Origin of the sequence: Pseudomonas sp. R1-18 (assembly GCF_051132095.1) — a bacterium.
Classification (GTDB): domain Bacteria; phylum Pseudomonadota; class Gammaproteobacteria; order Pseudomonadales; family Pseudomonadaceae; genus Aquipseudomonas.
Genome location: NZ_CP071658.1, coordinates 701,285 through 725,996, shown reverse-complemented (window position 1 = coordinate 725,996; position 24,712 = coordinate 701,285). Strand labels below are relative to the sequence as shown.

At 61.9% G+C, this 24,712-nt stretch carries 23 protein-coding genes; 11 read left to right on the top strand and 12 right to left on the bottom strand.

Features of this window, described 5'->3' with window-relative positions:
• Positions 1-126: 126 nt before the first annotated feature.
• Positions 127-696 (bottom strand): GNAT family N-acetyltransferase, encoded by a 570-nt coding sequence (locus J3P77_RS03340; protein ID WP_434679556.1) that lies wholly within the window; start codon positions 694-696, stop codon positions 127-129.
• Positions 697-821: 125 nt separating this feature from the next.
• On the opposite strand from J3P77_RS03340, the gene J3P77_RS03335 reads away from it, so the two are divergent.
• Positions 822-1,739, top strand: coding sequence for a histone deacetylase family protein (locus J3P77_RS03335; protein ID WP_434679555.1), 918 nt, complete (start codon positions 822-824; stop codon positions 1,737-1,739).
• A 69-nt stretch (positions 1,740-1,808) separates the two neighbouring features.
• The gene (locus tag J3P77_RS03330) at positions 1,809-3,044 is read left to right on the top strand and encodes a TIGR03862 family flavoprotein (protein ID WP_434679554.1); all 1,236 of its coding nucleotides are present in this window, start codon (positions 1,809-1,811) and stop codon (positions 3,042-3,044) included.
• Positions 3,045-3,423: 379 nt separating this feature from the next.
• Here J3P77_RS03330 and J3P77_RS03325 read toward each other — a convergent pair whose 3' ends face one another.
• Together J3P77_RS03325 and yedA are read right to left on the bottom strand one after the other, a co-directional pair.
• A complete protein-coding gene (locus J3P77_RS03325; protein ID WP_434679553.1) occupies positions 3,424-4,752 on the bottom strand; it encodes a DEAD/DEAH box helicase in 1,329 nt (442 codons plus the stop codon).
• A gap of 61 nt (positions 4,753-4,813) precedes the next feature.
• Positions 4,814-5,728, bottom strand: coding sequence for a drug/metabolite exporter YedA (yedA, locus tag J3P77_RS03320; RefSeq protein ID WP_434679551.1), 915 nt, complete (start codon positions 5,726-5,728; stop codon positions 4,814-4,816).
• Positions 5,729-5,895: 167 nt separating this feature from the next.
• Between yedA and J3P77_RS03315 the strand changes: the two genes are divergently transcribed.
• Entirely contained in the window at positions 5,896-6,390 is a 495-nt protein-coding gene (locus J3P77_RS03315; RefSeq protein WP_434679550.1) for an Lrp/AsnC family transcriptional regulator, read from the top strand.
• Here the strand turns inward: J3P77_RS03315 and J3P77_RS03310 are convergent.
• The 3 genes from J3P77_RS03310 to J3P77_RS03300 form a co-directional block, all read right to left on the bottom strand.
• Positions 6,368-6,979, bottom strand: coding sequence for a 3'-5' exonuclease (locus tag J3P77_RS03310; protein ID WP_434681864.1), 612 nt, complete (start codon positions 6,977-6,979; stop codon positions 6,368-6,370). The genes J3P77_RS03315 and J3P77_RS03310 overlap by 23 nt on opposite strands.
• Positions 6,980-7,003: 24 nt before the next feature.
• Positions 7,004-7,486 carry an NYN domain-containing protein gene (locus J3P77_RS03305; RefSeq protein ID WP_434679548.1) on the bottom strand — a complete coding sequence of 161 codons (483 nt, stop codon included), beginning with the start codon at positions 7,484-7,486 and terminating at the stop codon, positions 7,004-7,006.
• 210 nt (positions 7,487-7,696) lie between these two features.
• Entirely contained in the window at positions 7,697-8,365 is a 669-nt protein-coding gene (locus tag J3P77_RS03300) for a DUF2076 domain-containing protein (protein WP_434679547.1), read from the bottom strand.
• A 196-nt stretch (positions 8,366-8,561) separates the two neighbouring features.
• Between J3P77_RS03300 and J3P77_RS03295 the strand changes: the two genes are divergently transcribed.
• Together J3P77_RS03295 and J3P77_RS03290 are read left to right on the top strand one after the other, a co-directional pair.
• Positions 8,562-9,230 (top strand): hypothetical protein, encoded by a 669-nt coding sequence (locus tag J3P77_RS03295; protein ID WP_434679545.1) that lies wholly within the window; start codon positions 8,562-8,564, stop codon positions 9,228-9,230.
• Positions 9,231-9,309: 79 nt separating this feature from the next.
• Complete coding sequence (locus tag J3P77_RS03290) at positions 9,310-10,392, top strand: endonuclease/exonuclease/phosphatase family protein (protein ID WP_434679544.1); 1,083 nt, start codon at positions 9,310-9,312, stop codon at positions 10,390-10,392.
• Here J3P77_RS03290 and hrpB read toward each other — a convergent pair.
• Positions 10,389-12,902, bottom strand: coding sequence for an ATP-dependent helicase HrpB (gene hrpB / locus J3P77_RS03285; protein WP_434679542.1), 2,514 nt, complete (start codon positions 12,900-12,902; stop codon positions 10,389-10,391). The two genes, J3P77_RS03290 and hrpB, sit on opposite strands and share 4 nt — an antisense overlap.
• A 329-nt stretch (positions 12,903-13,231) precedes the next feature.
• On the opposite strand from hrpB, the gene J3P77_RS03280 reads away from it, so the two are divergent.
• Complete coding sequence (locus J3P77_RS03280) at positions 13,232-13,651, top strand: polyribonucleotide nucleotidyltransferase (protein WP_434679541.1); 420 nt, start codon at positions 13,232-13,234, stop codon at positions 13,649-13,651.
• Between the two features lie 24 nt (positions 13,652-13,675).
• The gene (locus J3P77_RS03275; RefSeq protein WP_434679540.1) at positions 13,676-14,569 is read left to right on the top strand and encodes a cation diffusion facilitator family transporter; all 894 of its coding nucleotides are present in this window, start codon (positions 13,676-13,678) and stop codon (positions 14,567-14,569) included.
• Between the two features lie 6 nt (positions 14,570-14,575).
• On the opposite strand, the gene J3P77_RS03270 is transcribed toward J3P77_RS03275, so the two are convergent.
• The gene (locus tag J3P77_RS03270) at positions 14,576-15,709 is read right to left on the bottom strand and encodes a DUF6515 family protein (RefSeq protein WP_434679539.1); all 1,134 of its coding nucleotides are present in this window, start codon (positions 15,707-15,709) and stop codon (positions 14,576-14,578) included.
• 392 nt (positions 15,710-16,101) lie between these two features.
• Here J3P77_RS03270 and J3P77_RS03265 point away from each other — a divergent pair, with 392 nt between their 5' ends.
• Together J3P77_RS03265 and J3P77_RS03260 are read left to right on the top strand one after the other, a co-directional pair.
• The gene (locus tag J3P77_RS03265; protein ID WP_434679538.1) at positions 16,102-16,587 is read left to right on the top strand and encodes an Lrp/AsnC family transcriptional regulator; all 486 of its coding nucleotides are present in this window, start codon (positions 16,102-16,104) and stop codon (positions 16,585-16,587) included.
• A 22-nt stretch (positions 16,588-16,609) separates the two neighbouring features.
• Positions 16,610-16,816: a DUF2788 domain-containing protein gene (locus J3P77_RS03260; protein WP_434679537.1), complete on the top strand. Its 207-nt coding sequence runs from the start codon at positions 16,610-16,612 to the stop codon at positions 16,814-16,816.
• A gap of 22 nt (positions 16,817-16,838) precedes the next feature.
• Here J3P77_RS03260 and J3P77_RS03255 read toward each other — a convergent pair whose 3' ends face one another.
• The 4 genes from J3P77_RS03255 to J3P77_RS03240 form a co-directional block, all read right to left on the bottom strand.
• Positions 16,839-17,471 carry a pseudouridine synthase gene (locus J3P77_RS03255; protein WP_434679536.1) on the bottom strand — a complete coding sequence of 211 codons (633 nt, stop codon included), beginning with the start codon at positions 17,469-17,471 and terminating at the stop codon, positions 16,839-16,841.
• 90 nt (positions 17,472-17,561) lie between these two features.
• Positions 17,562-19,025, bottom strand: coding sequence for an AMP nucleosidase (gene amn, locus J3P77_RS03250; protein ID WP_434679535.1), 1,464 nt, complete (start codon positions 19,023-19,025; stop codon positions 17,562-17,564).
• Between the two features lie 52 nt (positions 19,026-19,077).
• Entirely contained in the window at positions 19,078-20,727 is a 1,650-nt protein-coding gene (locus J3P77_RS03245) for an acyl-CoA dehydrogenase family protein (protein ID WP_434679534.1), read from the bottom strand.
• A 125-nt stretch (positions 20,728-20,852) separates the two neighbouring features.
• Positions 20,853-22,862, bottom strand: coding sequence for a sensor histidine kinase (locus J3P77_RS03240; protein ID WP_434679533.1), 2,010 nt, complete (start codon positions 22,860-22,862; stop codon positions 20,853-20,855).
• Between the two features lie 362 nt (positions 22,863-23,224).
• Between J3P77_RS03240 and J3P77_RS03235 the strand changes: the two genes are divergently transcribed.
• On the top strand, positions 23,225-24,022 hold the full coding sequence (locus tag J3P77_RS03235; protein ID WP_434679532.1) for a hydroxymethylpyrimidine/phosphomethylpyrimidine kinase: 798 nt from the start codon (positions 23,225-23,227) through the stop codon (positions 24,020-24,022).
• Between the two features lie 23 nt (positions 24,023-24,045).
• Positions 24,046-24,666: a thiamine phosphate synthase gene (gene thiE / locus J3P77_RS03230; protein WP_434679531.1), complete on the top strand. Its 621-nt coding sequence runs from the start codon at positions 24,046-24,048 to the stop codon at positions 24,664-24,666.
• Positions 24,667-24,712 lie beyond the last annotated feature (46 nt).

Sequence of the window (24,712 nt, the reverse complement as noted above, 5' to 3'; positions counted from 1 at the left end):
TCACGGTTCCTCGTACAAAACCCGTTCGCGCGTGGGACGGCGGCGGTCGATAACAGTTGTGCAGGGCCCGATTCAGGGCCTGCAAGGCAGATGGAAATCATACAGAAATTAACGTCGGCGACTCACTCAGGATTTCAGCGTCGTCAGCCATTCTTCGCGGTTTATCCGGTACAACACATGAGGCCTCAGCGGATGGCCTTCCGGTAGGTTCGGGTGATCGAAATCATCAGCGGGGTCATGGTGCATGCCAATCGCCTGCATGACTTTCTGTGACGGCTCATTGCTGACCGCAGTGAACGACACGATCTCATCCTGCCCCAGGCGCTCGAAGCCGCAGCGCAGCGCGGTCCAGGCCGCTTCGCTGGCGAAGCCCAGCCCCCAGTGTTCTCGCGCCAGACGCCAGCCGATCTCCACGGCGGGGGTGAAATGCGCGTCGAAACCCACCACGCTCAGGCCGGTGAAACCGATGAAGTCACCGGTGTCCTTGCGTTCGAGCGCCCACAAACCAAAGCCCAGCTCGGCGAAATGGCCGCGCATCCGCCCAATCAGCGCGGCGCTTTCCAGATAGCTCAGCGGCTCTGGAAAGTAACGCATCACCTGCGGATCCGCGCACATGGCGGCAAACGCCCGCAGATCATCGTCGCGCCATTGCCGCATCAGCAATCGGGCGCTGTCGAGTTTGAGTATCGGCTCCATCGATTCTCCCCGTTGTAAAAGCATCTCTTAAGTGTGCGCCAGTCTAGTCGACTGATCTGGCAGCCCGCTGGGCGGCTGGTGACAATGCTGTCACTATCGGCCTTCGACACATGAACGAACGAAAAATGTCCCTGCCGCTCATCTACCACGACGATTACAGCCCCGAGTTTCCGCCGGACCATCGTTTCCCGATGGACAAGTTCCGTCTGCTACGCGATCACCTGGTCGACAGCGGCCTGACCTGCGACGCGAAACTGCTGCGCCCACAGTTGTGCCCGGCGGACATTCTGGCCCTGGCACATGACCCTTCTTACATCAGCCGTTACCTGAGCGGCGATCTTTCCAGGGAAGACCAGCGCCGTCTCGGCCTGCCGTGGAGCGAGGACCTGGCGCGGCGGACCATTCGCGCCGTCGGCGGCTCACTGTTGACTGCAGAGAAAGCGCTGGAACACGGCCTGGCCTGCCATCTGGCGGGCGGCACCCATCACGCGCATTACGATTATCCGGCAGGTTTCTGCATCTTCAATGACCTGGCGATCATCAGCCGGTTTCTGCTGGCGAGCGGCCGCGTGGACAAGGTGCTGATCTTCGACTGTGACGTACACCAGGGCGACGGCACCGCGCGGATACTGGCCGACACCGAGGACGCCATCACCGTATCGCTGCACTGCGAAAAGAACTTTCCGGCCCGCAAGGCCCAAAGCGACTGGGACATCCCGCTGCCCATGGGAATGGGCGATGACGGCTATCTGCAAGTGGTGGGTGAGGTGCTCAACTACCTGCTGCCCTTCTATAAACCGGACCTGGTGCTGTATGACGCTGGCGTGGATGTTCACAAAGACGATGCCCTCGGCTACCTGCGGATGACCGACCAGGGTCTGGCGGCTCGCGACGAAGCCGTGCTGCGCCACTGTCTGGGCCGTGACATTCCAGTAATGGGCGTGATCGGCGGCGGTTACAGCAAGGACCGACAGGCGCTCGCCAGGCGCCACGGCATTCTGCATCACAGCGCGGACAAGGTCTGGCAGGACCTGGGGCTGTGACCGGCCGAAGCCGGCGCATCATTCTCGGGTAGAATGCGCCACCCTCCCGCATTCGATACGCAGCTGATCATGACCGACCTCATCACCTCCGCACCTTTATCCGTCGTCATAATCGGAGGCGGCCCGGCGGGTTTGATGGCGGCGGAGGTTCTGAGCCAGGCGGGTTACAAGGTCGATCTGTACGACGCCATGCCCTCGGTAGGCCGCAAATTCCTGCTGGCCGGAGTCGGCGGGATGAACATCACCCATTCCGAACCGTATCCTGCCTTTCTGTCGCGCTACGCCGAGCGCGCCCCGATGATCGCCCCGCTGCTGCGCGGTTTTGATGCAAATGCGCTGTGCCAGTGGATTCATGACCTGGGAATCGAAACGTTCATCGGCAGCTCGGGCCGGGTGTTCCCGACCGATATGAAAGCCGCACCGCTACTGCGTGCATGGCTAAAGCGTCTGCGCGAAGCGGGCGTGGCGATCCATACCCGCCACCGCTGGCTGGGTTGGGACGCTGCGGGCAAACTGCGAATCGCCAGCCCGCAAGGCGAGTTGCTGCTCGACCCCGCCGCGACCTTGCTGGCGCTGGGCGGTGCCAGTTGGGCGCGTCTGGGGTCCGACGGCGCATGGCTGCCGTTGCTGCAAGCGCGCGGTGTACAAGTGGCCGCGTTGCAGGCCGCTAACTGCGGCTTTGAGATCTCGGCCTGGAGCGACCTGCTGCGCGGCAAGTTTGCCGGAGCACCGCTGAAAAATATCGCCATGGGTCTGGACGAGAAGACATTGCGCCTGGGCGAATGCGTTCTGACTGAAAATGGTGTCGAAGGCAGCCTGGTCTACGCGTTGTCGGCGCAGATCCGCGAGCGGATCAATCGTGACGGTGTAGCGACAGTGTTCATCGACCTGCTGCCAGGCAAATCGGTGAGCGATGTGCAGAAGGCCCTGAGCAAACCGCGCGGTTCGCGTTCGATGTCCAAGCATTTGCACAGCCAACTGGGCCTGGACGGCGCCAAGGCGGCGCTGCTACGCGAGCTGACGCCGCGTGAAGCTTTCGACGATCCGGTGAGTCTGGCTCTGGCCATCAAGGCGCTGCCCTTGAAGCTGGTCAAGCCGCGCCCAATCGACGAGGCCATCAGCACGGCGGGTGGCGTGACGTTTGAAGCGCTGGATGAGCGCTTGATGCTCAAGCAGCTGCCGGGCGTGTTCTGCGCTGGCGAAATGCTCGACTGGGAAGCGCCGACCGGCGGTTACCTGCTGACAGCATGTTTCGCCAGCGGACGCGCTGCGGGGTTGGGTGTCGTGGAGTGGTTGCGAGGCTGAACCCCTACGCCATCGTCGCGAGCAAGCTCCCTCCCACATAGCTGCCGCATGCATCAGACCGTGTGAGAGATTCTACGTTTGAGGGGTAGCCCTAAAACATAGAAATCTCATGGTGCCCGCGAGGCCGCTTTTTATTCTGCCCGCAGGGCGTGGGAGTGACCGGGCGGCGATCCGCTTGCTCTGGGCGGCAATCCGACGATCTGGCGCGTAGCGGCAGTAATCCTGGCGAACTTGTTTATACCGCATGAACCATCTTGCTGCCGGTTCCCGGCAGATCGCAGGCAAGCCAGCTCCTACAGTTCGTGCAGCACTGCGGTTCTTGTGGGAGCCAGCGGGCGGCGATCCGTCTTGCTGGCGACCGTGGCGTTCCCCAGCTTGATCAGGGCTTTTTCTTGCGTGGGCCGGTGTTGAAAACTGGAACCTTGCGCACCGGCTTGACCACCGGGTCCGGCTCGGAATCACCGCTGTCGACCCATTTGCCCAAATTGCGCTTGCTGCCCGTGACCTTCGGCTTTTTCGGCTTCTTGGGTTTCTTGAGAATCTGCCCGCTGGCGTCAGTTGCAGGCACGCGGTGTTCGGGTTCGAAATCCTGTTCTTCGCGACGTTGCAGCGTCTGGCGGGTCAACACTTCGATGGCCGAGAGCAATTCCACTTCGTCCGCGCAGACCAGCGAAATCGCTTCGCCGGTCAGCCCGGCGCGGCCGGTGCGGCCGATGCGATGGACGTAGTCTTCGGCCACAATTGGCAGGTCAAGGTTGACCACGGTTGGCAGGTCGTCGATATCCAGCCCGCGAGCAGCCACATCGGTGGCTACCAGAATCTGCACTTCATTGGCCTTGAAGCGATCCAGCGCGCGCTGGCGCGTGGCTTGCGGCTTGTCGCCATGGATGCCGTCGGCGTTCAGGCCCAGGGCCTGCAAGCGGTCGACCAGTTGATCGACGCCAACACGGGTCTTGGCGAACACCAGAACCTGGCCCCAGCGGTGTTTCTTCAGCAGGTGGATAAACAGCTCGGTCTTGCGCTTCTTGTCGACCGGCACGACCCATTGCTTAACCGTCGAAGCGGCAACGTTGCGCGGGCTGACTTCGATGGTCAACGGATCATCGAGCATCTGCGAAGCCAAGAGACGGATCGGGTCTGAGAACGTCGCCGAGAACAGCAGAGTCTGGCGACGCTTGGGCAGCGCCGCGTAGATATCGCGCAGTTCCTCGGCGAAACCCAGATCGAGCATTCGGTCGGCTTCATCGAGAATCAGCGTCTGCAACTGCGAGAACTTAACTGCGTTCTGCCGATGCAGGTCGAGCAAGCGGCCGGGCGTTGCGACCAGCACGTCAACGCCCTTGCGCAGTTTCATCATTTGCGGGTTGATGCTCACGCCACCGTAGACCGCGTAAGTGCTCAGCGGCAGGTGTTCGGCGTACTGGCGAATACTTTCGTGGACCTGCTCGGCCAGTTCGCGGGTCGGCGCCAGCACCAGCGCGCGGACCGAGTTGGGCGCGACTTTCGGGCCTTCCATGGTCAGGCGCTGCAGCAGCGGCAAGGCGAAGCCGGCGGTCTTGCCGGTGCCGGTCTGTGCAGCAGCCATCAGGTCACGGCCAGCCAGCACCGGAGGGATCGCTTGTGTCTGCACAGGCGTCGGTGTCTGGTAGCCGAGCGCTTCGAGAGCGCGCAGCAAGGGTTCGATCAGGCCGAGAGAGGCGAATGTCATGGGGATACCGTAGGGAAAATTCAGCGCAAGGCGCGCAGTTTACCCTGTCCGGCTCCTGCGGTCAGTGGCTGCGCGCGGTTGCCGGTTCCCGGGCTGGCGCTTTGCGCCACTGCGGCAGGCCGATCAGCACCACCGCGCTGATGATCACCACCATCGCCAGGCACTCTTCGCCGCCGATTGTCTCGCCTGCAAACATCACCCCGAGCAATACCGCCACCGCCGGGTTCACGTAGGCGTAGCTGGTCGCGGCTGCAGGGCGAACATTCTTTAGCAGGTACATGTAGGCACTGAACGCGACAATGGAGCCGAACACCACCAGATACATCAGCGCGCCCCAGCCAGCGGCGGTCGGCATGTGGTCCAGCCGCTCGCCGCTCAGGACACTGCCGACCAGCAAGGTCGCGCCCGCGGTGATCATTTCGGCACCGCTGGCCATCGGCCCGGCGGGCAGCGGCAGATGTTTGCTCAGCACTGAACCGAATGCCCATGACGCAGCGGCAAAAATTACCATCGCCGCGCCGTAAGGGCTCGCCTGCAGGTTGGAGCCCAGGTTCAGCAGGCCAATCCCGATCAGGCCAAGCACGATTCCGGCCCATTCCAGGTGAGTGGTGCGATTACCCCAGAACAGCCCGAACAGCAGGGTAAAAAGCGGCATGGTCGCAATCGCCAGCGCCGCGACGCCTGAAGCTACACCCGCATGCTCCGCAAGCGTGACGCCGCCGTTGCCACAGGCCAGCAGCAGAAACCCGATCACGAACGCCGCTTTCCACTCTGTCCAGGTCGGGGCAGGCACGCCACGCCAGCGCAGGAATCCATACATCAGGCTACCGGCGATCACGAAACGGACGCCGGCCATCATCAGCGGCGGCCAGGATTCGACACCGATGCGGATCGCCAGATAGGTAGAACCCCAGACCAGATAGAGCGCAACGAAGGCGCCGATGAGCAACAACGGGAAACGACGAGTGGAAGGCATGTCCGTGCTCTGAGAATTATTCGAGTTGAGCAGCTATTGTATGAAGGCAAAAGCGGGACATTAAGCAGTAAAACCTGTTTAAAGGCTTGTCCGGCTTTTCAATCAACGGTTATGCAGCCGTGTGGCCTTGGATTACAAAAAACGCTTTTTTATATGAGGAACGAAGGATGACCCTGGATAAATATGACCGGATCCTGCTCCAGGCGCTGCTGGACAACGGCCGCGCTTCGTTCGCGCAACTGGCGAAGCTGGTCAATCTGTCCGCGCCGGCGGTGGCCGAACGTGTCGCCAAGCTGGAGACAAGCGGTGTCATCAGCGGTTATCAGGCGAAGGTCGATCTGTCGAAAGTGGGTCTGCCGATCGAATGCATCATCGAGCTGCGCATGGCCAGTCACGGCAACAAGCAGGCTTACGACGAACTGTGGAACATTCCGGAGTTGATCCAGTGTCACCGCGTGACCGGCGACCCCTGTGTAATCATGCGTGCGGCAGTCGACTCGATGCCGCAGCTCGAAGACCTGATCAACCGCATCGCGCAATTCGGCTTCAGCAAGACGTCCATCATTCTCTCGACAGCGGTCCAGCGCAGTGTTCCGCTCAACTACCTGCAGACACAAAGCCGGTTGGAAGGCTCCGCGCTCAAAAGCCGCGCTGACGCTTGATCGCTTCGCTTATCTTGGCGGCAGGGACTTTTTGCAGGGAACACAACAACTGGTGCGACACGCCGGACAGCCCGTGGGTCTGGCGCAGTTCGTTGGTCAGGTAGGCCGTCAGGTTGGCGGCCATTTCGGCGTCAGCCATGGCCCGGTGGGCCTTGCCTGTATTGGGCAGCCGCGCGTAAGTGGTCAGGGTGCCCAGCTTGTGATTGGGCGCACCGGGCATCAGACGTCGCGCCAGCAGCATCGAACAGGCAAAACTCTGCTGGCGGTTGCGCTGGATGCGCGACAGCTCGTAATCCCAGAACTTCTGGTCGAACGACGCATTGTGCGCCACCAGCGGAGTCGAACCGACGAAGTCGCTGACATCGCCCATGACTCGCTCGGCCGAAGGCGCAGTGCGAATCATGCTATTGCTGATGCCGGTCAGCCCTTCGATGAAAGCGGGAATGCGCACCCCGGCATTCATCAGGCTCTGATAGCGCTCGACGATGCGCCCCTGCTCCATGATTACCACGGCGATCTCGGTCGCGCGGCAACCCTGGCCCGGTGAAATGCCAGTGGTTTCAAAGTCGATGACGGCAATGCGTTCCAACACGTGATGCAACCTTTCAAAAATTCATTTCAGCAAAAGCGCGCCTTCGATCGGCACATAACGAGTCGCGGCGCGGATCAGCGAGTTGGCGGTCAACCCCGGCACGCCATAAGCGACGGCTTCGACGCCATGTTTGCTGATGATACGTTCAAGCAGCAGATCGAAGTCGCCATCGCCGGACGCCAGCACCACTTCGTCGACCTGCGGCGCGACGTCCATGATATCGATGGTGATGCCCACATCCCAGTCGCCTTTCGCCGAACCGTCGCTGCGCTGGATGTACGGCTTGAGTTTGACGGTAAAACCCAGGTTACGCAGGATCTGCTGGAACTGCTGCTGCTTGCTGTCGCCGCGGTCGATGGCATAGGCAAACGCCTGAACGATTTCGCCGTGTCTGCTGATGTCCGCCCACAGCGCGGCGTAGTTGAAGTGACAGCCATGCGCCTGACGCACGGTGTAATAGAGATTCTGTACATCGGCGAACACAGCGATCTTCTTCACCGTCATTCCTCATGCGCGAACGATCCGGAAAACGAACCGGTGCGCAGTATGACAGCTTGGCGCGGCGGGAGCGCGCCTGGGCGAGAAGAACCTGTGGGAGCGACCGGGCGGCGCTCCGCTTGTCCGCGAAGAGGCCGTAACAAGCGTACGGCTCTTTCGCGGACAAGTCCGCTCCCACAGGGTGTCCCGCTTACGGATCCCGTAGTCCGTTACCGATCAGACAAACGAATCATCGTCCGAAAACAGGTCGCTGCCGCTGTCGTCGAAACCGTCGTCGCTGACGTACTGGGAGTCTTGCGACTGCCAGTCGCCTTGATCAACTGGCTGTTCATCGTGGATGACTTCGACAATTTCCTGCGGTTGATCATGGTGGCTGAACAGGCTGCTGATACCTTCAGCGAGCATCACGCCGCCGGCTACACCTGCTGCGGTCTGCAAGGCGCCGCCAAGAAAACCGCTACCGCGCGGCACCTGCTGCGGGGCGGCGTAGCCAGGCTGCTGAACTGGCGACGGCGCAAGCCCCGGACCATCGCGCCAACCGCCCGCGGACGGCTGCGAAGGTCGCGATGAACTGCCACCGCCAAAGATACCGGACAGAAAACCACCGCCCGCAGGTGCCGATGAAGACTGGCCGCGCGCCTGTTGCAGCTCCGCCTGAAGCTTGCGGATCTGCTCGTCACGCTCCTGTACCTGACGATTGAGCTGATTCACCGCCGCTTCCTGGACCAGAATGGCCTGGGTCATGTAGTACGGGGCGGCTGGCTGGCGGGTCAGGTGTTCCTTGATCCGCGCTTCGGCTGCGGCATCGCGTGGCGCGGATGCAGTCTCGGCGTCCTTGAGTTTCGAGAAAAGGCCGTCGATCAGAGTCTGTTCTTCGCTGTTCATGGTGACCTCGCTGGATGACCGTTGAGACGTCTGCCGGGGGATAACCGGTCCTGCTTGAGTAATGGGGCCGGTCGGCCCATGTTCAATGACATGAACAAAATGTCATGAAGGCTCTGGCCCGGCTTTGCCGCCCTTGGTTCCACGCGCGGGCATGGGCTAAAGTGTCGACCTGCTTTTCAGCCTGCGACTTATCTGCATGAACCCTCTGACCGTTATCCAGGATTCACTGTATTTCTTCCGCCGCAACCTGGGCGGCATCCTGGTGCTGTGCCTGCCGTTGGTGGTACTCGAAGCCCTCGCCAAGCAGGCGCTCGGCAATGCCATGGCCGCAGACGCTTCGCCCGCTTATGAACTGGTGGTCGGGCTGTTTTTCTACCCGCTCTATACTGGTGCGCTGATCCTGTTTCTCGACGCGCGGACTCGCGGCGAGCAACCGCAGACCCGCGACCTGCTGGCCATGGCGTTGCGCCTGTGGCCGACCTTCGCCGTGCTCTCAGCCATGAGCACCCTGCTGATCATGTTCGGGCTGTCGCTGTTCATCGTCCCGGGCCTGTGGGTCATGATCAAACTGGCCTTCTGTGAATACCTGTTGGTGCTGAGACGGCTGACGCCATTCATGGCCATGCGCGAAAGCATGCTGATGACGACCGGCCACTTCCTGCGGATCCTGACCTGCATACTGCTTATCTACATTCCGTTGTCGCTGCTCGAAGGTGTAAGTCTGTATCTGCTGCCCGAGCCGCAGAGCGCACCGGTCTCGCTGGCCCTGGACAGCATCGCCAGTTTTCTCCAGTTGTTCACCACCGTGGTGATGTTCCGGCTGTTCATGCTGATCAGCGAGTCGCCGCGACAACCCGATGCATGACGCGCCGGTCGACGCCCGCCGACTCGGCTATGCTCGTCGCGAGTCTGTCACCGAGCGCCAACTGCTCTGAGCCGAGCCAATGATTCGTCTGCTGCTGCGTGTTGTGCTGATCTTCCTGATTCTGTCCGGTCTGCTGTTGATCCTGATCTACCAGCTGACCTGGCGTCCGGCTGCCAACGAACCTGCGACCGTGTCCTGCAACGCTTCGGCAGCGCCGCCGCTGGTTCCGGGCCAGGCGCTCAAGGTGATGACCTGGAACATCCAGTATCTGGCCGGCAAACGCTACGTGTTCTGGTACGACATGGCCGATGGCAGCGGGCAGGACGAGCGGCCTACCCCGGAAGACATCGCCTACAACCTCGACGAAGTGGCCCGCGTGATTCGCGATGAACAGCCGGACATCGTGCTGTTGCAGGAAGTGAACGACGGCGCCAAGAACACGGATTATCAGGATCAGCTGGCGCTGCTTCAGGAGCGTGTCATCGATCTGTTTCCGTGCAGCTCGCAGACGTTCTACTGGAAGGCCGACTTCATTCCCGACCCGCACATCTGGGGCAGCGTGGGCATGAAGCTGGCAACCCTCAGCCGTTACCGCATCGAGGGTGCGGAACGCCTGCAACTGCCGGAGGCGGAAACCAATTTCATCAGCCGACGATTCCAGCCCAAGCCTGCTTTGCTGGTCAGCTACCTGCCGTTACGGGACGGCGGCAAGCTGGCAGTGATCAACACACAGCTGGGCAGCGGCGAACAGGCGCAGCCTCAGGTGCAGTCCACCCAGCAATTGCTCGACAAGCTGGAAAGCCGTGGCACACCCTGGCTGATCGGCGGTGACTTCAATCTGCTGCCGCTCGGCCAGTATCAGCGTCTGCCCGCCGAATTGCGCAACGGTTACAGCGCCGACAGCCCTTTGCATGCGCTGTGGGACAAATATCCGATGATCCCCAGCAATGCCGAAGCCAGCGGCATGGATCGGCAACATTGGCTGACCCACTTCCCCAACGATACCCGTGTGGATGGCCCGGACCGGACGCTGGATTATCTGTTCCACAGCCCGAGCCTCAAGCGTATCGAGGCCCGTGTGCGTCGGGCCGATACCTTGCTGATCTCTGACCACCTGCCGCTTATCGGCCGGATTCTCCTGCCGGTCGAACCCGTCCGCTAGACCTTGCGCGGCTTGATCCGGGCGGTGGGCTCGGCGATCAACGGGTCTTCGGGCCAGTAATGTTTGGGGTAACGGCCTTTCAGATCCTTCTTCACTTCCTGATAGGTATTGCGCCAGAAGCTTGCCAGATCCTGAGTGACCTGCACTGGACGCCGCGCCGGCGATAGCAGATGCAGCTTCAAGGCCTGACGACCGCCAGCGATGCGCGGCGTATCCGCCAGCCCGAACAGTTCCTGCAAACGAACGGCGAGGATCGGGGGAATCTCGCTGTAGTCGAGCTTGACCGACGAGCCGGACGGCACGTTGATATGGGTCGGCGCCAGCTCGTCCAGTTGTTGCGGCAACGGCCAGGGCAGAATGCCGCGCAGGATGGACGGCAAATCGAGCTGGCTGAAATGGCTCAGACGACTGACATTGGCCAGATAGGGCTGCAACCAGGTTTCCAGCGAGGCAAGCAGCGCTGCGTCGCTCAAATCGGGCCACTGGCTTTCCTTGTGCTGCTGCACGTCGAGCTCGCGCAACAAGGCGACCCGCGCTTGCCACTGACGCAGCGCTGGCGTCCACGGCAACAGCTCCAGCCCCTTGCGCCGCACCAGATTGACCAGTGCCCGCGAGCGTGCGTTTTCATCCAGACCGGTCAGCGGCGCGGTGCCGAGTATCAACTCGCCGACCTTGCGCTGGCGTTCGGCGCGCAGCACGCCTTCGCGTTCGTCCCAGTCCAACTCGTCCACCACCCTCACCTGTTCGGCGAGCACGCCGTCGAACAGATTCGGATCGAGATCGGCAGCCAGGTAGATGCGCTCTTCACGTTGACCCTGACGGCTGCCAAGATCGGCCACTACCAGCCAGCCATGCTTCATCAGTGCATCCGCTTCGCCGAACACAGCGGCGCGACCATTGGCCAGTCGATACTCGGCGCCACCGGGTCGCCGCTGCTGCGCCACGCGGTCCGGATACGCGAGCGCCAGCAGACAGCCCAGCCAGCGCGAATGGTCGGGATCGCCGACCGGCCGGGTCGGTTTGCCGCGCAGATAACCACGGTACTGACGCGACAGCTGGCGGACCCGATTCACTGCGCCTTGCCCACCGCGATGACCGCCGGACAGCATGGCGAGACGACTGTGCAGGTCGGCACCTGCGCCTCGCAGAATGTCGCGTTCGCCGAGCAACGCCGCCACGTCGCACGCCATGTCGCCCAGCCCGAGCGCATGCCCGCGTAACAGCAGGTGCGCAATGCGCGGATGCGCAGGCAGCTCGGCCATGCTCTGACCGTGCGCGTTCAGGCGGCCATCGTCTTCCAGCGCGCCCAGGCGTTGCAAAAGGTCCCGCGCCTGAGCAAAAGCCGCAGCGGGTGGAAGGTCCAGCCACTTGAGCTGACAGGGTTCAACGCCCCACCGTGTCAGTTGCAAGGCGAGTCCGGCCAGATCGGCCTGGAGCATTTCGGCTGTGCCGTACGCGGCGAGCTGTTCATGCTGGGCTTCGGACCAGAGCCGATAACATACACCGGGTTCCAGCCGCCCCGCCCGACCGGCGCGCTGGGTGGCGCTGGCGCGGGAGATCCGCTGGGTGTCCAGCCGCGTCATGCCGCTGCCGGGGTCGAAGCGCGGAACCCGCGCCAGGCCCGCATCTACCACGACACGCACGCCGTCGATAGTCAGGCTGGTTTCCGCGATATTGGTCGCCAGCACCACTTTGCGGCTGCCCTTGGGCGCCGGTTCGATGGCAGCGCGCTGCGCGCTCAGGTCCAGCTCGCCGTGCAGCGGGCAAAGCAGCACATCCGGACGCTCCCCCAGCGCCTCGGCCAGTTGCTGGTTGACGCGTCGAATCTCCGCCTGGCCCGGCAGAAACACCAGCAAGCTGCCACTTTCGTTGCCCAGCGCGTCGAGTACGGTCTGCACCACACGTGGCTCGATGAACTCGCCCGGCTGGAACGGCCGCCCCCATTGCGTCGTGACCGGGAACATACGGCCATCGCTGCGCACCACCGGCGCATCATCGAGCAGCGCCGAAAGACGCTCGCCCTCCAGCGTCGCCGACATCAGCAGGATCTTCAGCGGCTGATCCTCGCGAAACAGCTCTCGCCCATTGAGACTCAGCGCCAGGGCCAGGTCGGCGTCCAGACTGCGTTCATGGAATTCGTCAAAGATCAGCAGCCCGACACCTTCGAGCGCAGGGTCGTCCTGCAAGCGCCGGGTCAGGATGCCTTCGGTCACGACTTCGATGCGGGTATTGGGGCCGACGCGGCTTTCCAGACGAATGCGATAGCCCACGGTTTCACCGACCTTTTCACCCAGCTCCGCCGCCAGCCGTTCGGCCGCGGCACGCGCGGCGAGCCGTCGCGGTTCGAGCATGAGGATGCTCTGCCCGGCCAGCCAGGTTTCCTCCAGCAGAGCCAATGGCACACGCGTGGTCTTGCCCGCGCCGGGTGGCGCTTCCAGCACGACTTCGTCGCGGGCGGTAAGGGCCTGGCGCAAGGCCGGCAGGACAGCATCGATAGGCAGGGAATTCATGGCGGCTCCAGAACAGGCGGCCGATTATACGGATGCGCTGTTCCAGAAGCCTATTTTGTGGGAGGGAGCTTGCTCGCGACAGCGTCGTGTCAGTCGCTGCATTCGTAACTGGACTGCCCCGTCGCGAGCAAGCTCCCTCCCACAATTGGAATTCCGTAGGAGCGCGCTTGCCCGCGACAGCATCATGTCGGCCAGCACATCTGTTGCGACCGTACCGGCGCTATCGCGGGCAAGCGCGCTCCTGCGGGTAGAACCGCTTCGCTATGCAATAGTCTTAGCCTTGCGGCCTTTGCCTTGTATAGTTGGCCTCTTCATTTCAGGAGCTTTCCATGCGCATTCCTTCCCGTTTGATTGGCGGCGTTCTGGTCGCCGCGCTGCTGACTCAGATTTCGGCCTGCGGCACCATTTTCTACCCCGACCGTCGTGGCCAGATCGATGGAAAAATCGACCCGGCCATCGCTGCGCTCGATGCAATCGGGCTGTTGTTCTACCTCATTCCCGGCGTGATCGCCTTCGCCGTCGACTTCGCGACAGGTGCTATCTACTACGCACCGGGCGAGCACGCACAGATCGATCCGCAGAAGCTGCAACCGGCCATCAATCCCGATGGCAGTGTGGACAATCACAAACTGCAGGCAATCATCCAGGCTGAGCTAGGCCGCTCCCTGCCACTGGACGACCCACGCCTGATCCAGCACAAAGGCAGTGCCGAACAGCTGGCTTCGCTGGGTCTGATCCCTGCGGCCTGATGTCGGTGTGAAGAAAGGAACGTCATGAGCACGAGCGCCGAGCACAGCCGCCTTCTGCGTCTGGCCACGAGGGCATCGCTGGCGGTCGCCGTCACTTTGATCATCGCCAAGAGCGTGGCCTGGTGGATAAGCGGATCAGTGAGCCTGCTGGCCGGGCTCACCGATTCGCTACTGGACGGCGCCGCTTCGTTTCTGAATCTGCTGGCGGTGCATTACTCGCTGCGCCCCGCCGATGACGATCATCGTTACGGACACGGCAAGGCAGAAGCGTTGTCGGGCATGGCGCAGGGGCTTTTCATTGCCGTGAGCGGCGTACTTATCGCCTTCCAGGCGGTCGAGCGCATTCAGAACCCGCAGCCGTTGGGCGCGCCACTCGCGGGCATGCTGGTGATGGTCTTCTCCATCGTCTTGACACTGGCTTTGCTCGGGCTGCAGCACAGGGTCGTGCGCGCAACCGGCTCGGCGGCCATTCGCGCTGATTCGCTGCATTACCGCTCGGACCTGCTGCTCAACGCCAGCATCCTGCTCGCGCTCACTCTGGCCTGGTACGGTTGGCAGCAACTGGATGCCTATTTCGGCCTGGCGATAGCGGTCTACATTCTGTGGAGCGCGGTGCATATCGCGCGCGAAACCGTATCGGTGCTGATGGATCAGGAGCTGCCACCGGATGTCAGCGCGCAGATGCTTGAGTTAGCCCGCGGCGTGCCCGGCGTGCTAGGCGCTCATGATTTGCGCACGCGGATTTCCGGCACCCACTGGTTCGTGCAACTGCACCTGGAGCTGCCCGGCAGCCTGACGCTGTCGGTCGCCCATGGCTTGTGCGACCAAGTCGCCGACGCGATCCATCAGCGCTATCCCAAAGCTGAAGTGCTGGTCCACGCCGATCCTCAGGAAGTGGTAAAGCAGAACCGTCGATGATCAGCTTTACTGGACGCTGTAACCGCGCTCGACCAAGCAGGCACCCATCGAGCGGCGATACCTGTCCACCACTTCGGGAGCCGGCTGGTAAGTGACGTTGGCCGGATCGAAACCGCTCTCATCTGCGGCCCAGCGGTAGCATTGGTAGTGATCGAGCTCGACTTGCTGCGGGCTTTGCCCGTTCTGCGGATAAGCCACCGGATCGTAGCCGTTGCCCTGCTGCGGATTGGCGTACGCCGGCTCGTTCTGCGGTGGCGTGACCACCACATATTCCTCGGTATTGGGCTGGTAGGTGTAATAAGTGCCCGCAGCCAGAAACAGCAACGAACTTCCGACCCAGACTTCCCTTGAATAGGACGGCAAGCTGCGCACCCGTGCGCCGTAAGGCGGCGTTACGACGATGTACCGCTGACCTTGCGGGCGATACCAATACCCGTCGGCGTAGAAGTAATCCTGACCGCGATACGGAATGCGCGAATACCCGCCCGGCACCCGGTCGATGGCATGGCCCGGACGATATTGCGGCCCCGGCCCCCAGCCATTGCCGTGGCCGTCCGGCCGCCCATCCCAATGATCATTGGGGCGACCGGTCTGCCAGTTGCGATTGCCACGCGGAATGTCATGATAATAACCCTGGCGTGGAGGCTGAGTTTGCCACGCCTCACGCGGGCCGCTCTGAATCGGCAGATTGTCCTGAGCCTGCCGCAGCTGCTGGCGCTCGGCCTGGCGCTGCTGATTCTGCTGTTCCTGAATCTGGCGCTGCTGTTCGCGTTGCTGCTGGTTGATCTGCTGTTGCTGCTGCCGCTCGACGTTTCGCTGCTGCATCTGTTGCTGCTGAATCTGCTGTTGCTGGTCGCGCTCGACCTGGCGCATCTGGTCCTGCTGAGTCTGGATCTGACGCTGCTGTTCGCGCTGCTGCTGGTTGATCTGCTGTTGCTGCTGACGCTCGGCGCTGCGTTGCTGCATCTGTTGCTGCATCTGTTGCTGGTTCTGCTGTTGCTGAATCTGCCGCTGCTGGCTGCCCTCCGCGCCGCTGCCACGAAGCTGGTCGCGAGGCGATTGATCGCCGGCCAGAGCCTGGGCGCCGATGCTCATCCACAACAGGCTCATTGCTGTCAGCTGCCAGATGCCGGTTTTCATGCTTGGTTCTCCAGAGCGTGTCTCCACGTCCATAAGACTGCGATGGCGTTATGCCGTTCTGCGCACTTTATCAGACACAAAGAAAAGGGGGCCAAATGGCCCCCTTGGGATACTTCGTCCTGGCTCGACGCTTTTGACGCCGGCTCACCTCATGCCGTCTTCTGGACAGTATGCAGCCCGGGGGCCTGATCCACCCTGTGGGATGGGAGGCCGCAGCTGGCCTGATTGGGCGAGCCGCGCTGGACGCTATGTCCGGGCAGTGATTCTGTGAAAAAGGATAGGCCTGCCGGACAGGCAAGGGATTGCTAAGATTGCTCAGCAAAACATCACTTGCGCAATTTTTAGCTTCAGATGAATAATTCAGCGCAATCGAACTCATAAAGGAGCAAGTCGTGAGCAAGCTCGACAGATATGACCTGAGCATTTTGGCGGAACTGCAACGGGACGCGCGGATTTCCAACCAGGAACTGGCCGAGCGGATAGGTCTGTCGCCGTCGCCTTGTTCGCGGCGCGTCAAGCAGCTGGAAGACGATGGCTATATTGTCCGGCAGGTCGCGTTGCTGGATCGCAAGAAGCTCGGGCTGACCCTCACTGCCTACGTGCTGATCGGCATGGACCGTCACACGCCGGAGCGTTTCGAGAACTTCGAGCAGCACATCCGCAATCTGCCGCAGGTGCTGGAGTGCAGTCTGGTGACCGGGATGGACGCCGACTACCAGCTCAAAGTGGTGGTGCCTGACATGGATCACTACCAGAAACTGCTGTTGGGCCATCTTACCCGCATCGACGGCGTGACCAGCGTCAAGTCGAGCTTCGTGCTCAATCAAGTACTGGCCAGCACTGAACTACCCTTGATTCATCTGCGCAGTCAGGCGTAGACCGGTCTGACTGGAGCGCATGATGGACCCGGTGTTACTCGAAGAATGGATGATGACCATCCTCGTCACGCTGCTGGTTGGCTTCATGGCTTTCATCGTCTGGGATCTGGCGAAAAAATCCCGCGCCGGTCGATTCGGCACCCTGATCCTGTTTCTGGTATTAGGGCTGGGCATCATGGCGTTCGTTATCAAGACGGTAGTAATCGCCTGGATCGAAAACGGCTCCTGAAACGCCACTGATCTGGCCACGCTCACAGCTTCGCCGGCACTTCCCGGTATTTTCCCTGATCCAGTCCGTCAAGGGTCCACTCGCCGATCCGCACCCGAACCAGCCGCAACGTCGGCAGGCCAACCGCCGCGGTCATCCGGCGCACCTGACGATTGCGCCCTTCCTTGATCACCAGTTCCAGCCAGCTGGTCGGCACGCTTTTACGAAAGCGTACGGGCGGGTTGCGCGGCCATAACTGCGGCTCGTCCAGCTGCCTGGCTTGCGCCGGCAAGGTCGGACCGTCATTGAGCAGGACGCCGTCGCGCAGTTGCTGGATCTGCGTCTTGGTCGGCTCGCCTTCAACTTGTACCCAGTAGGTTTTAGCCAGCTTGTGCTTCGGGTCGGCGATCCGCGCCTGTAGCTGGCCGTCGTTGGTCAGCAGCAATAGCCCCTCGCTGTCGCGGTCCAGGCGACCTGCCGGATAAATGCCAGGTACGTCGATAAAGTCCTTGAGGGTGGCGCGGCCATCGCCGTCACTGAACTGCGTCAACACGTCGAACGGTTTGTTGAAAAGGAAGAGTTTCGGCTCGGCGGGCGGCGCCTTGGCGACGCGACGCGGGCCGCTTGCAGCACCAGGCGAAGGACGACGGGACACAGGACGTTGAATGCGGGACATGAGGCTGCGCTAATCGGAAACAGAAAGGGCCACTGTAGTGACCCTTTTTGTAAAACGGAACTGTTATCGGAACGGGGGCTAACGTACCTGTTACCGGAACGGCGGCTCGTCAAAGCTGCGCAGCTTGCGCGAGTGCAGCGAGTTGAGCTGGGTGCGCAGCAGGTCCAGTGCCGCGATACCGATTTTCAAATGCTGGCTGACGGCGCGTTCATAGAACGCGTTCGCCGAGCCTGGCAGTTTGATTTCGCTGTGCAGCGGTTTGTCGGAAACGCACAGCAAAGTCCCGTAAGGCACCCGTAGGCGATAGCCCTGAGCGGCGATAGTGCCGCTTTCCATATCTACCGCAACCGCGCGGGACAGGTTGATCAAAGGTCGTTCCTGCGCCCAGCGCAACTCCCAGTTGCGGTCGTCGTAGGTCAGAACGGTGCCAGTGCGTAGCCGCTTTTTCAGCTCTTCGCCGCGCTCGCCGGTGATCTGCGCCGCTGATTCCTGCAACGCCATCTGAACCTCGGCCAGCGCGGGGATCGGAATATGCGGCGGCAGCACGCGGTCAAGAATCCCGTCCCGACGCATGTAAGCGTGCGCCAGCACGTAGTCGCCGATGGTCTGGGATTGGCGCAGCCCGCCGCAGTGGCCGATCATCAGCCAGCAATGCGGACGCAGCACCGCCAGGTGATCCGTGATGTTCTTGGCGTTGGACGGGCCGACGCCAATATTGACCAGGGTCACGCCGTGGCCGTCCTCCGCGATCAGATGGTAGGCCGGCATCTGGTAGCGGTGCCAGACCACGCTGGCAACGATTGCCTGCGCTTCTTCTTCGCCCATGCTCTTGTCGACCACGACATTGCCCGGCAGCACCATGCGCACGAAACGCGGATCTTCGCGCAGCTTTTCCAGGCCATGCAGGATGAACTGGTCGACGTAGCGGTGATAGTTGGTAAGCAGGATCCAGGGCTGCACGTGACGCCAGTCACTGCCGGTGTAGTGCACAATTCGGCGTAGCGAGAAATCCACCCGCGCCGCGTCAAACAGCGCCAGCGGCAGAGGATCGACGTTGGCCCAGTCGTACAGGCCGTCGGCGATGCCATCGGTAGCGGCCGACAGGTCTGTGCTGGGGAATACACGCGCCAGCGCTGCCGCTGTGACGCCGGACCCGGCCAGCTCATCGCCCTGCTCAACCACGTACGGATAAGGAATGTCCTGCTCGCTGATGCCCACCGATACCGAAACAGTGAAGTCGCTCATCAGCGGGCCCAGCTGTTCGAGCAGGTACTTGCGGAAAGCGGCGGGCTGGGTGACGGTGACGCTGTAAGTACCCGGCAACTGGACCTTGGCGTAAGCGCGGGTGGTCAGCGGTACTTCGCCATGACACTTGTAGGTCAGGCGCAACTCAGGGTAGCGAAACAGCGCGCGTTGCTCGGCATCAGGCTCCACGCGGTCTTTCAGGTACAGCTTGAGCGCCCGGCTGAGGGCACCGGTCGCACGTTCATGCAGTTCGGCAAGCCGTTCCACGGCTTGCTCGGCGGTTTCTACCACAACAAAGGCTTGGGTCACGGTCTAGTCCTGTCTGGATATTGCAGACCTGCATCCTAACGGGTTCCCGCGTTCATGCCACCTGTGGCGAGGCCCGCGCGACCAGTGTGACTACATCGACCCCTGCCGGCAACGCGCCATACACCCTTCCCGGCGATAGCAGTCGCCCGGTGATAAAACCGTCGCTGACCGCCGCGTCGCCGCCTTCAAGCAACAGTTTGGCTTGCAGGGCGACGGCGATATCTTCGGTCAGTTGTCGGGCCCGGTACTGGATATCCGCGGGATTTTTGAAAGCGCTTTTCAGCAGGTCGATGTGCGCGGTCAGATGGCGGTCACCGTGGCCGTCGCCCAGTTCTTCGAACAGCATGTCGAGCATGCCGGCCTCTTTGGACAGCGCTCGCAGCACGTCCAGGCACTGCACATTGCCCGAGCCTTCCCACGTGGAATTGACCGGCGCCTCGCGATACAAGCGCGGCAGGATGCTGTCTTCGACATAACCGGCGCCGCCCAGGCACTCGGCCGCCTCGTTGATCATTGCGGGAGCGCGCTTGCAGATCCAGTACTTGCCGACTGCCGTGACGAGCCTGGCGAAACGCGCTTCGTGTGAATCGTCCAGGTGATCGAGGGCACGCCCCATGCGCAGCGTCAGCGCCAGCGCTGCTTCGCTTTCCAGCGCCAGATCGGCCAGAACGTTCTGCATCAGCGGCTGCTCGTTCAGGACCCGACCGCCCACCCTGCGGTGCGCGCAGTGGTGCGTGGCCTGGGTCAGCGCCTGCCGCATCAAGGCGCTGGAGCCAATCATGCAATCGAAGCGGGTCATGGCGACCATTTCGATGATGGTCGGCACGCCGCGTCCTTCCTCGCCGATCATCCACGCCAGCGCGCCTCTGAGTTCAATTTCGCTGGAGGCATTGGACCAGTTACCCAGTTTGTTCTTCAGGCGCTGGATGTAGAACTCGTTGCGCGTGTCGTCAGGGCGGTGACGCGGCAGCAGAAAACAACTCAGGCCTCTCTCCGTCTGCGCCAGGACCAGAAAGGCATCACACATCGGTGCCGAGCAGAACCACTTGTGACCGACCAGCTCATACGCCTGCCCCGGCCCGCCTCCGTCCACCGGATAAGCGCGGGTGGTGTTGGCACGCACGTCGGTGCCGCCCTGCTTCTCGGTCATGGCCATGCCGATGGTTGCCCCGCGCTTGTGGGCGATGCCGACGTTGCGTGGGTCGTATTCAGTGGAAAGGATTTTCGGCAGCCATATCTGCGCAAGCTCCGGCTGCAATCGCAGCGCGGGCACGCTGGCGAAGGTCATGGTCAGCGGGCAGCCGGTGCCGGGCTCGGCCTGGGTATGCAGATAGCTCATGGCCGCGCGCGCGACGTGCGCGCCGGGTTGCGGGTCGGTCCAGGGCAAGGACGGAATACCATGCTCGATGGCGGCGCTCATCAGCTGGTGATACGCCGGATGAAATTCGATCAGGTCAATGCGATGGCCAAAGCGGTCATGGCTTTCGAATGTCGGCTTGTGCTTGTTGGCGAGGAACCCGGCCTCCATCAGCGGGCCGCCTGCCAGCGCGCCATAGGCATCGATTCGAGGCGCTGCCCAGCCTGCCCCAAAGCGCTGGGTCCAGGCTTGCAGGGGCAGATCGATCCGGTAGAGATTGGCGCCGTCCAGCGGCGGTGGCTGGTTGGTTACGTCATGGGTTTCAGCGAATGAATTCAGGTTCATGGCGGGTCTCCTGCTGGCCGGCGGGCACAGGTCGAATGCCAGAGTGAATCACGCAGGCCGGCCTTTAAAAAGTGCCATTCGTGACGAACTGGCGGCGCTTTTTACGGGTTCTGGCAGTCTCGCAGCTACACGCCGTCCTGGGTTTCGCCGGGCGACAGGCTCAGCTCCGACGCGCGACGCGGTGTGCCCGGCATCGCCAGTGGCAGAGGAAGGCTCAGAATGAAACAGCTGCCGTTGCCAGGCTCGGAGACATGGCTCAGGCTTCCGCCCTGAAGCTCGATGAGCTTGCGGCAAATCGCGAGGCCAATCCCCAGCCCGCCGTGCTCGCGGGTCATCGAACCGTCGATCTGGAAAAAATGCTGGTACAGCCGCGCCTCGTCCAGACGGCTGAAACCGATGCCGGTGTCCACCACTTCGATACGCAACTCGAACTGGTCGACGTTATACAAACGGCCGCTTGCGTGGAGCGTGATCGTGCCCTTGCGAGTGAACTTGATTGCGTTGTCGAGCAGGCATTCGATGCATTGGTAGAGCTTGGCGGCGTCGCCTCGCAGCTCTCGGGGGACATTTTCGTCCGCTGTGACCGCGAAGCTCAGCCCCTTGGCCCGCGCCGGGGCGATAAACCGCTCACGCACGCGCTCCAATGTTTCCACCAGGCTGAACGTGCGACTTTCCGCGTACAAGCTACCGGCCTGCAGTTCGCTCAGGGTCAGTATGCCGTTGATCATGCCCATCATGTCCTGCGCGGAACCGGCAGCAGTCTGCTGATAGCTCTTCATCTCGCTGTCCATGTTGAGGGTCTGCATGAGCTCCAGCGAGCCGATGACCCCGTTCATGGGTGTGCGCAGTTCATGGGTCAGGGTGGCAAGGAACTCGTCCTTGTGGCGATTGCTGGCGGCAAGCTGTTGGTTAAGGCATTCCAGATCGTGGCCGGCCTTGAGCAAGGTCTGCGCCTGTTGCTCGCGAAGCTGGTTGAGCCGGTCCGCCAGCGCCAGCGACAGGAATGCCATTTCCAGCACTGCGCCCATATGCCCGACGTACAGAATGAAGAATGTATTGGGCAGGTAGCCGAGCAGCATCACCGCGTTGATCGTCGCGCCGACCAAAAACACCACCCAGGCAACCAGGTAGTAGCGCGCGCTGCGAACCCCTTTGACTACGGCGGTGATGCCGCAAGCCAACATCACGTAGGTGCACGACAGCACGAGGATCGTCGCTGCGCGCAATGCCAGACCGTAGTCGAGAAACAATGCGGTCAGCATCACTGCCACGGCGCAGCCTAATAACCCTGTCAGCAGATTGTCCAGCCATCGCCCCAGGCGTGCGGTCTGTAGAAAGCTGCGGGAAAACAGGCTGGTGAACAGCACTGCGGTGGCCATCAGAAAAGGCGTAGCGGCGTTCGCCCACCAGGAATTATCCGGCCACAGGTGCTCGATGGCGGCCCCGCTGATCGAAAGCTGGTACAGGCCAAAGGTCGCGATATAGAGGATGTAATACAGGTAACTCTTGTCGCGCACGCTGAGATAGATGAACAGGTTGTAGATCAACATGCCGAGCAGCACGCCGTAGATCAGCCCCATCACATGCAGTTGCGCTGGCTGGTCCTCGATGAACGCGTGACTTGACCACAGATTGAGCGGTGCCTGGACCGGCCCTTGACTGGCGACCCGCATGTAGAAAGTGATCGGTTTGCCGGGTGGCAGTTCCAGATTGAAAACGTAGTTGGCGTGGCGGATATCGCGGCTGGCAAACGGCTGCATGTCGCCGGTTCTGGAGGTCAACCGCAGTCGCCCCGAGGCGTCCGGCAGATACAGGTCGACGTGATCGAGCGGCGGATAGGCCAGCTCCAGAAGCCAGTCCATGGGATGCGCGGCTTCGCGGGGTTGGTAGAGCAGATCGGCTTTCAGCCAGAACGCCGAGCGGGAATAGCCGGCATTGAAGGTTTCGTCATTGATCGGACGGAAAGCATTGCTCTGCCCTGAAGCGCTGACACTCTCGATCGTCGCCTTGCCGCTTACATCCTCGAATACCTGGATGGCACGACCCAGCGGCAGGCTGCGCACCTGCTCGTCGAATTGGATGGCCTGAGCCAACAGCGGCAGCCAGGCCGCCAGAATGATCAGCAAGTAACGCATTGAAGCCCCAAGGTCGGTCGTCGCGGTCACTCCATCCGTTGAAGGCGACGCGGTGCAGATTTCTTTCCTTGAAACAGGCTGAGTGGTTTCAATCAAGTGCTTCGGTGTTGCCCTGATCCGTACAGCCTTCCTGCGACTCTGGCGGCAGACTTGCCTGTCGTGCGCAAGCGTCTGGAACAATAAAGCATACTCAGGAAAAGCCGCCAGACATTTCGTTTGTAATCAAGACAATAGCTCTAAACCGGCATTCTCCGCGACTCATGAGTATCGATGATGTCGCGGCAACATACCTTTGCATGACAAAAGAAAAATCCCGGCGCAGCAGGCGGACCTGGAAAGGTTTAGTGATAAGCTCGCGCACCATGAATATCTATAGCTCCCGCCCCGTTGTCCTCTGCCTTTCCGGCCACGATCCCAGTGGTGGCGCCGGCTTGCAGGCAGATATCGAAGCGTTGCTGGCCCAAGGCTGCCACGCTGCTCCCGCCGTCACCGCCCTTACGGTGCAAGACACCGTCAATGTGCGGGATTTCCGCGTGCTGGATCGCGAGTGGGTGTTGGCTCAGGCCAACGCCGTGCTTGAGGATTCAAGCGTGGCCGCCGTGAAGCTCGGCATGCTCGGCTCACTGGAGATGGTTGAAACAGTGGTCGAACTGCTGCTGGCCAACCCACACTTGCCGATGGTCTGCGACCCGGTGCTGCGTGCGGGCGGCGGTGGGCGGCTGGGCAAGGACGAGGTCGGTTACGCCATGCGTGAGCGGCTGCTGCCGCTGTCGACGATTGCCACGCCCAACCTTCCGGAAGCGCGAATCCTGGCTGAACTGCCTGACGGCACTGCGGACCAGTGCGCCGAGCGTCTGCTGGTTTTTTGCGAGCATCTGCTGATCACTGGCGGGCATGGCGAGGAGCAGGATATTCACAACCGACTGTATATTCGCGGCGGCCAGCCCCATACCTTTACCTGTCAGCGCCTGCCTGGCAGTTATCACGGTTCGGGCTGCACGCTGGCGAGCGCGCTCGCCGGACGCCTGGCGCATGGCGAAGAGCTGGTGAGCGCGGTCAGATCGGCGCTGGACTACACTTGGCGAACGCTGCGCGACGCCGAGCAGCTGGGCAAAGGACAATTCGTCCCCCGTCGCCTGCCGCTGGATTTCTGCTCGTAAGGCCACGCCATGAGGTTCCCGTCATGAAACTACGTGGCCTGTACGCCATTACCGATGGTCAGCTGCTGACCGGCCGATTCCTGTCTTACGTCGAGGCGGCCCTCGATGGCGGCGTAACCCTGCTGCAATACCGCGACAAAAGCAGCGACGAATCGCGACGTCTGCGCGAAGCGAGTGAGTTGCTCAAGCTGTGCGAGCGCTACAAGACCCGGTTGATCATCAATGACGATGCCGAGCTGGCTGCGCGCCTCGGGGTTGGCGTGCATCTGGGGCAAACCGATGGATCGCTGCCGGACGCCAGGGCTTTGCTGGGCCACAAGGCGATTGTCGGCGCAACCTGCCATGGCAAGCTTGAGCTGGCCGAACAGGCCAAGGCTGACGGCGCTAGCTATGTGGCGTTCGGACGTTTCTTCAAATCCCAGACCAAGCCCGATGCGCCAGCGGTGCCGCTTGAACTGCTGGCTCAGGTCCGCTCCAGGGTGAAACTGCCGATTGCTGTCATCGGCGGCATCACAGTGGAAAATGCTCCCCAGCTGGTAGCGCATGGCGCGGACCTGCTGGCGGTGGTCCATGGCCTGTTCGGCGCTGAAACTCCGGCCGAAGTCACACGTCGCGCCAAGGCATTCAACGCGCTGTACCCCTGACGTGTAGGAGCGCGCTTGCCCGCGACGGCATACGTCCTGACCCCAA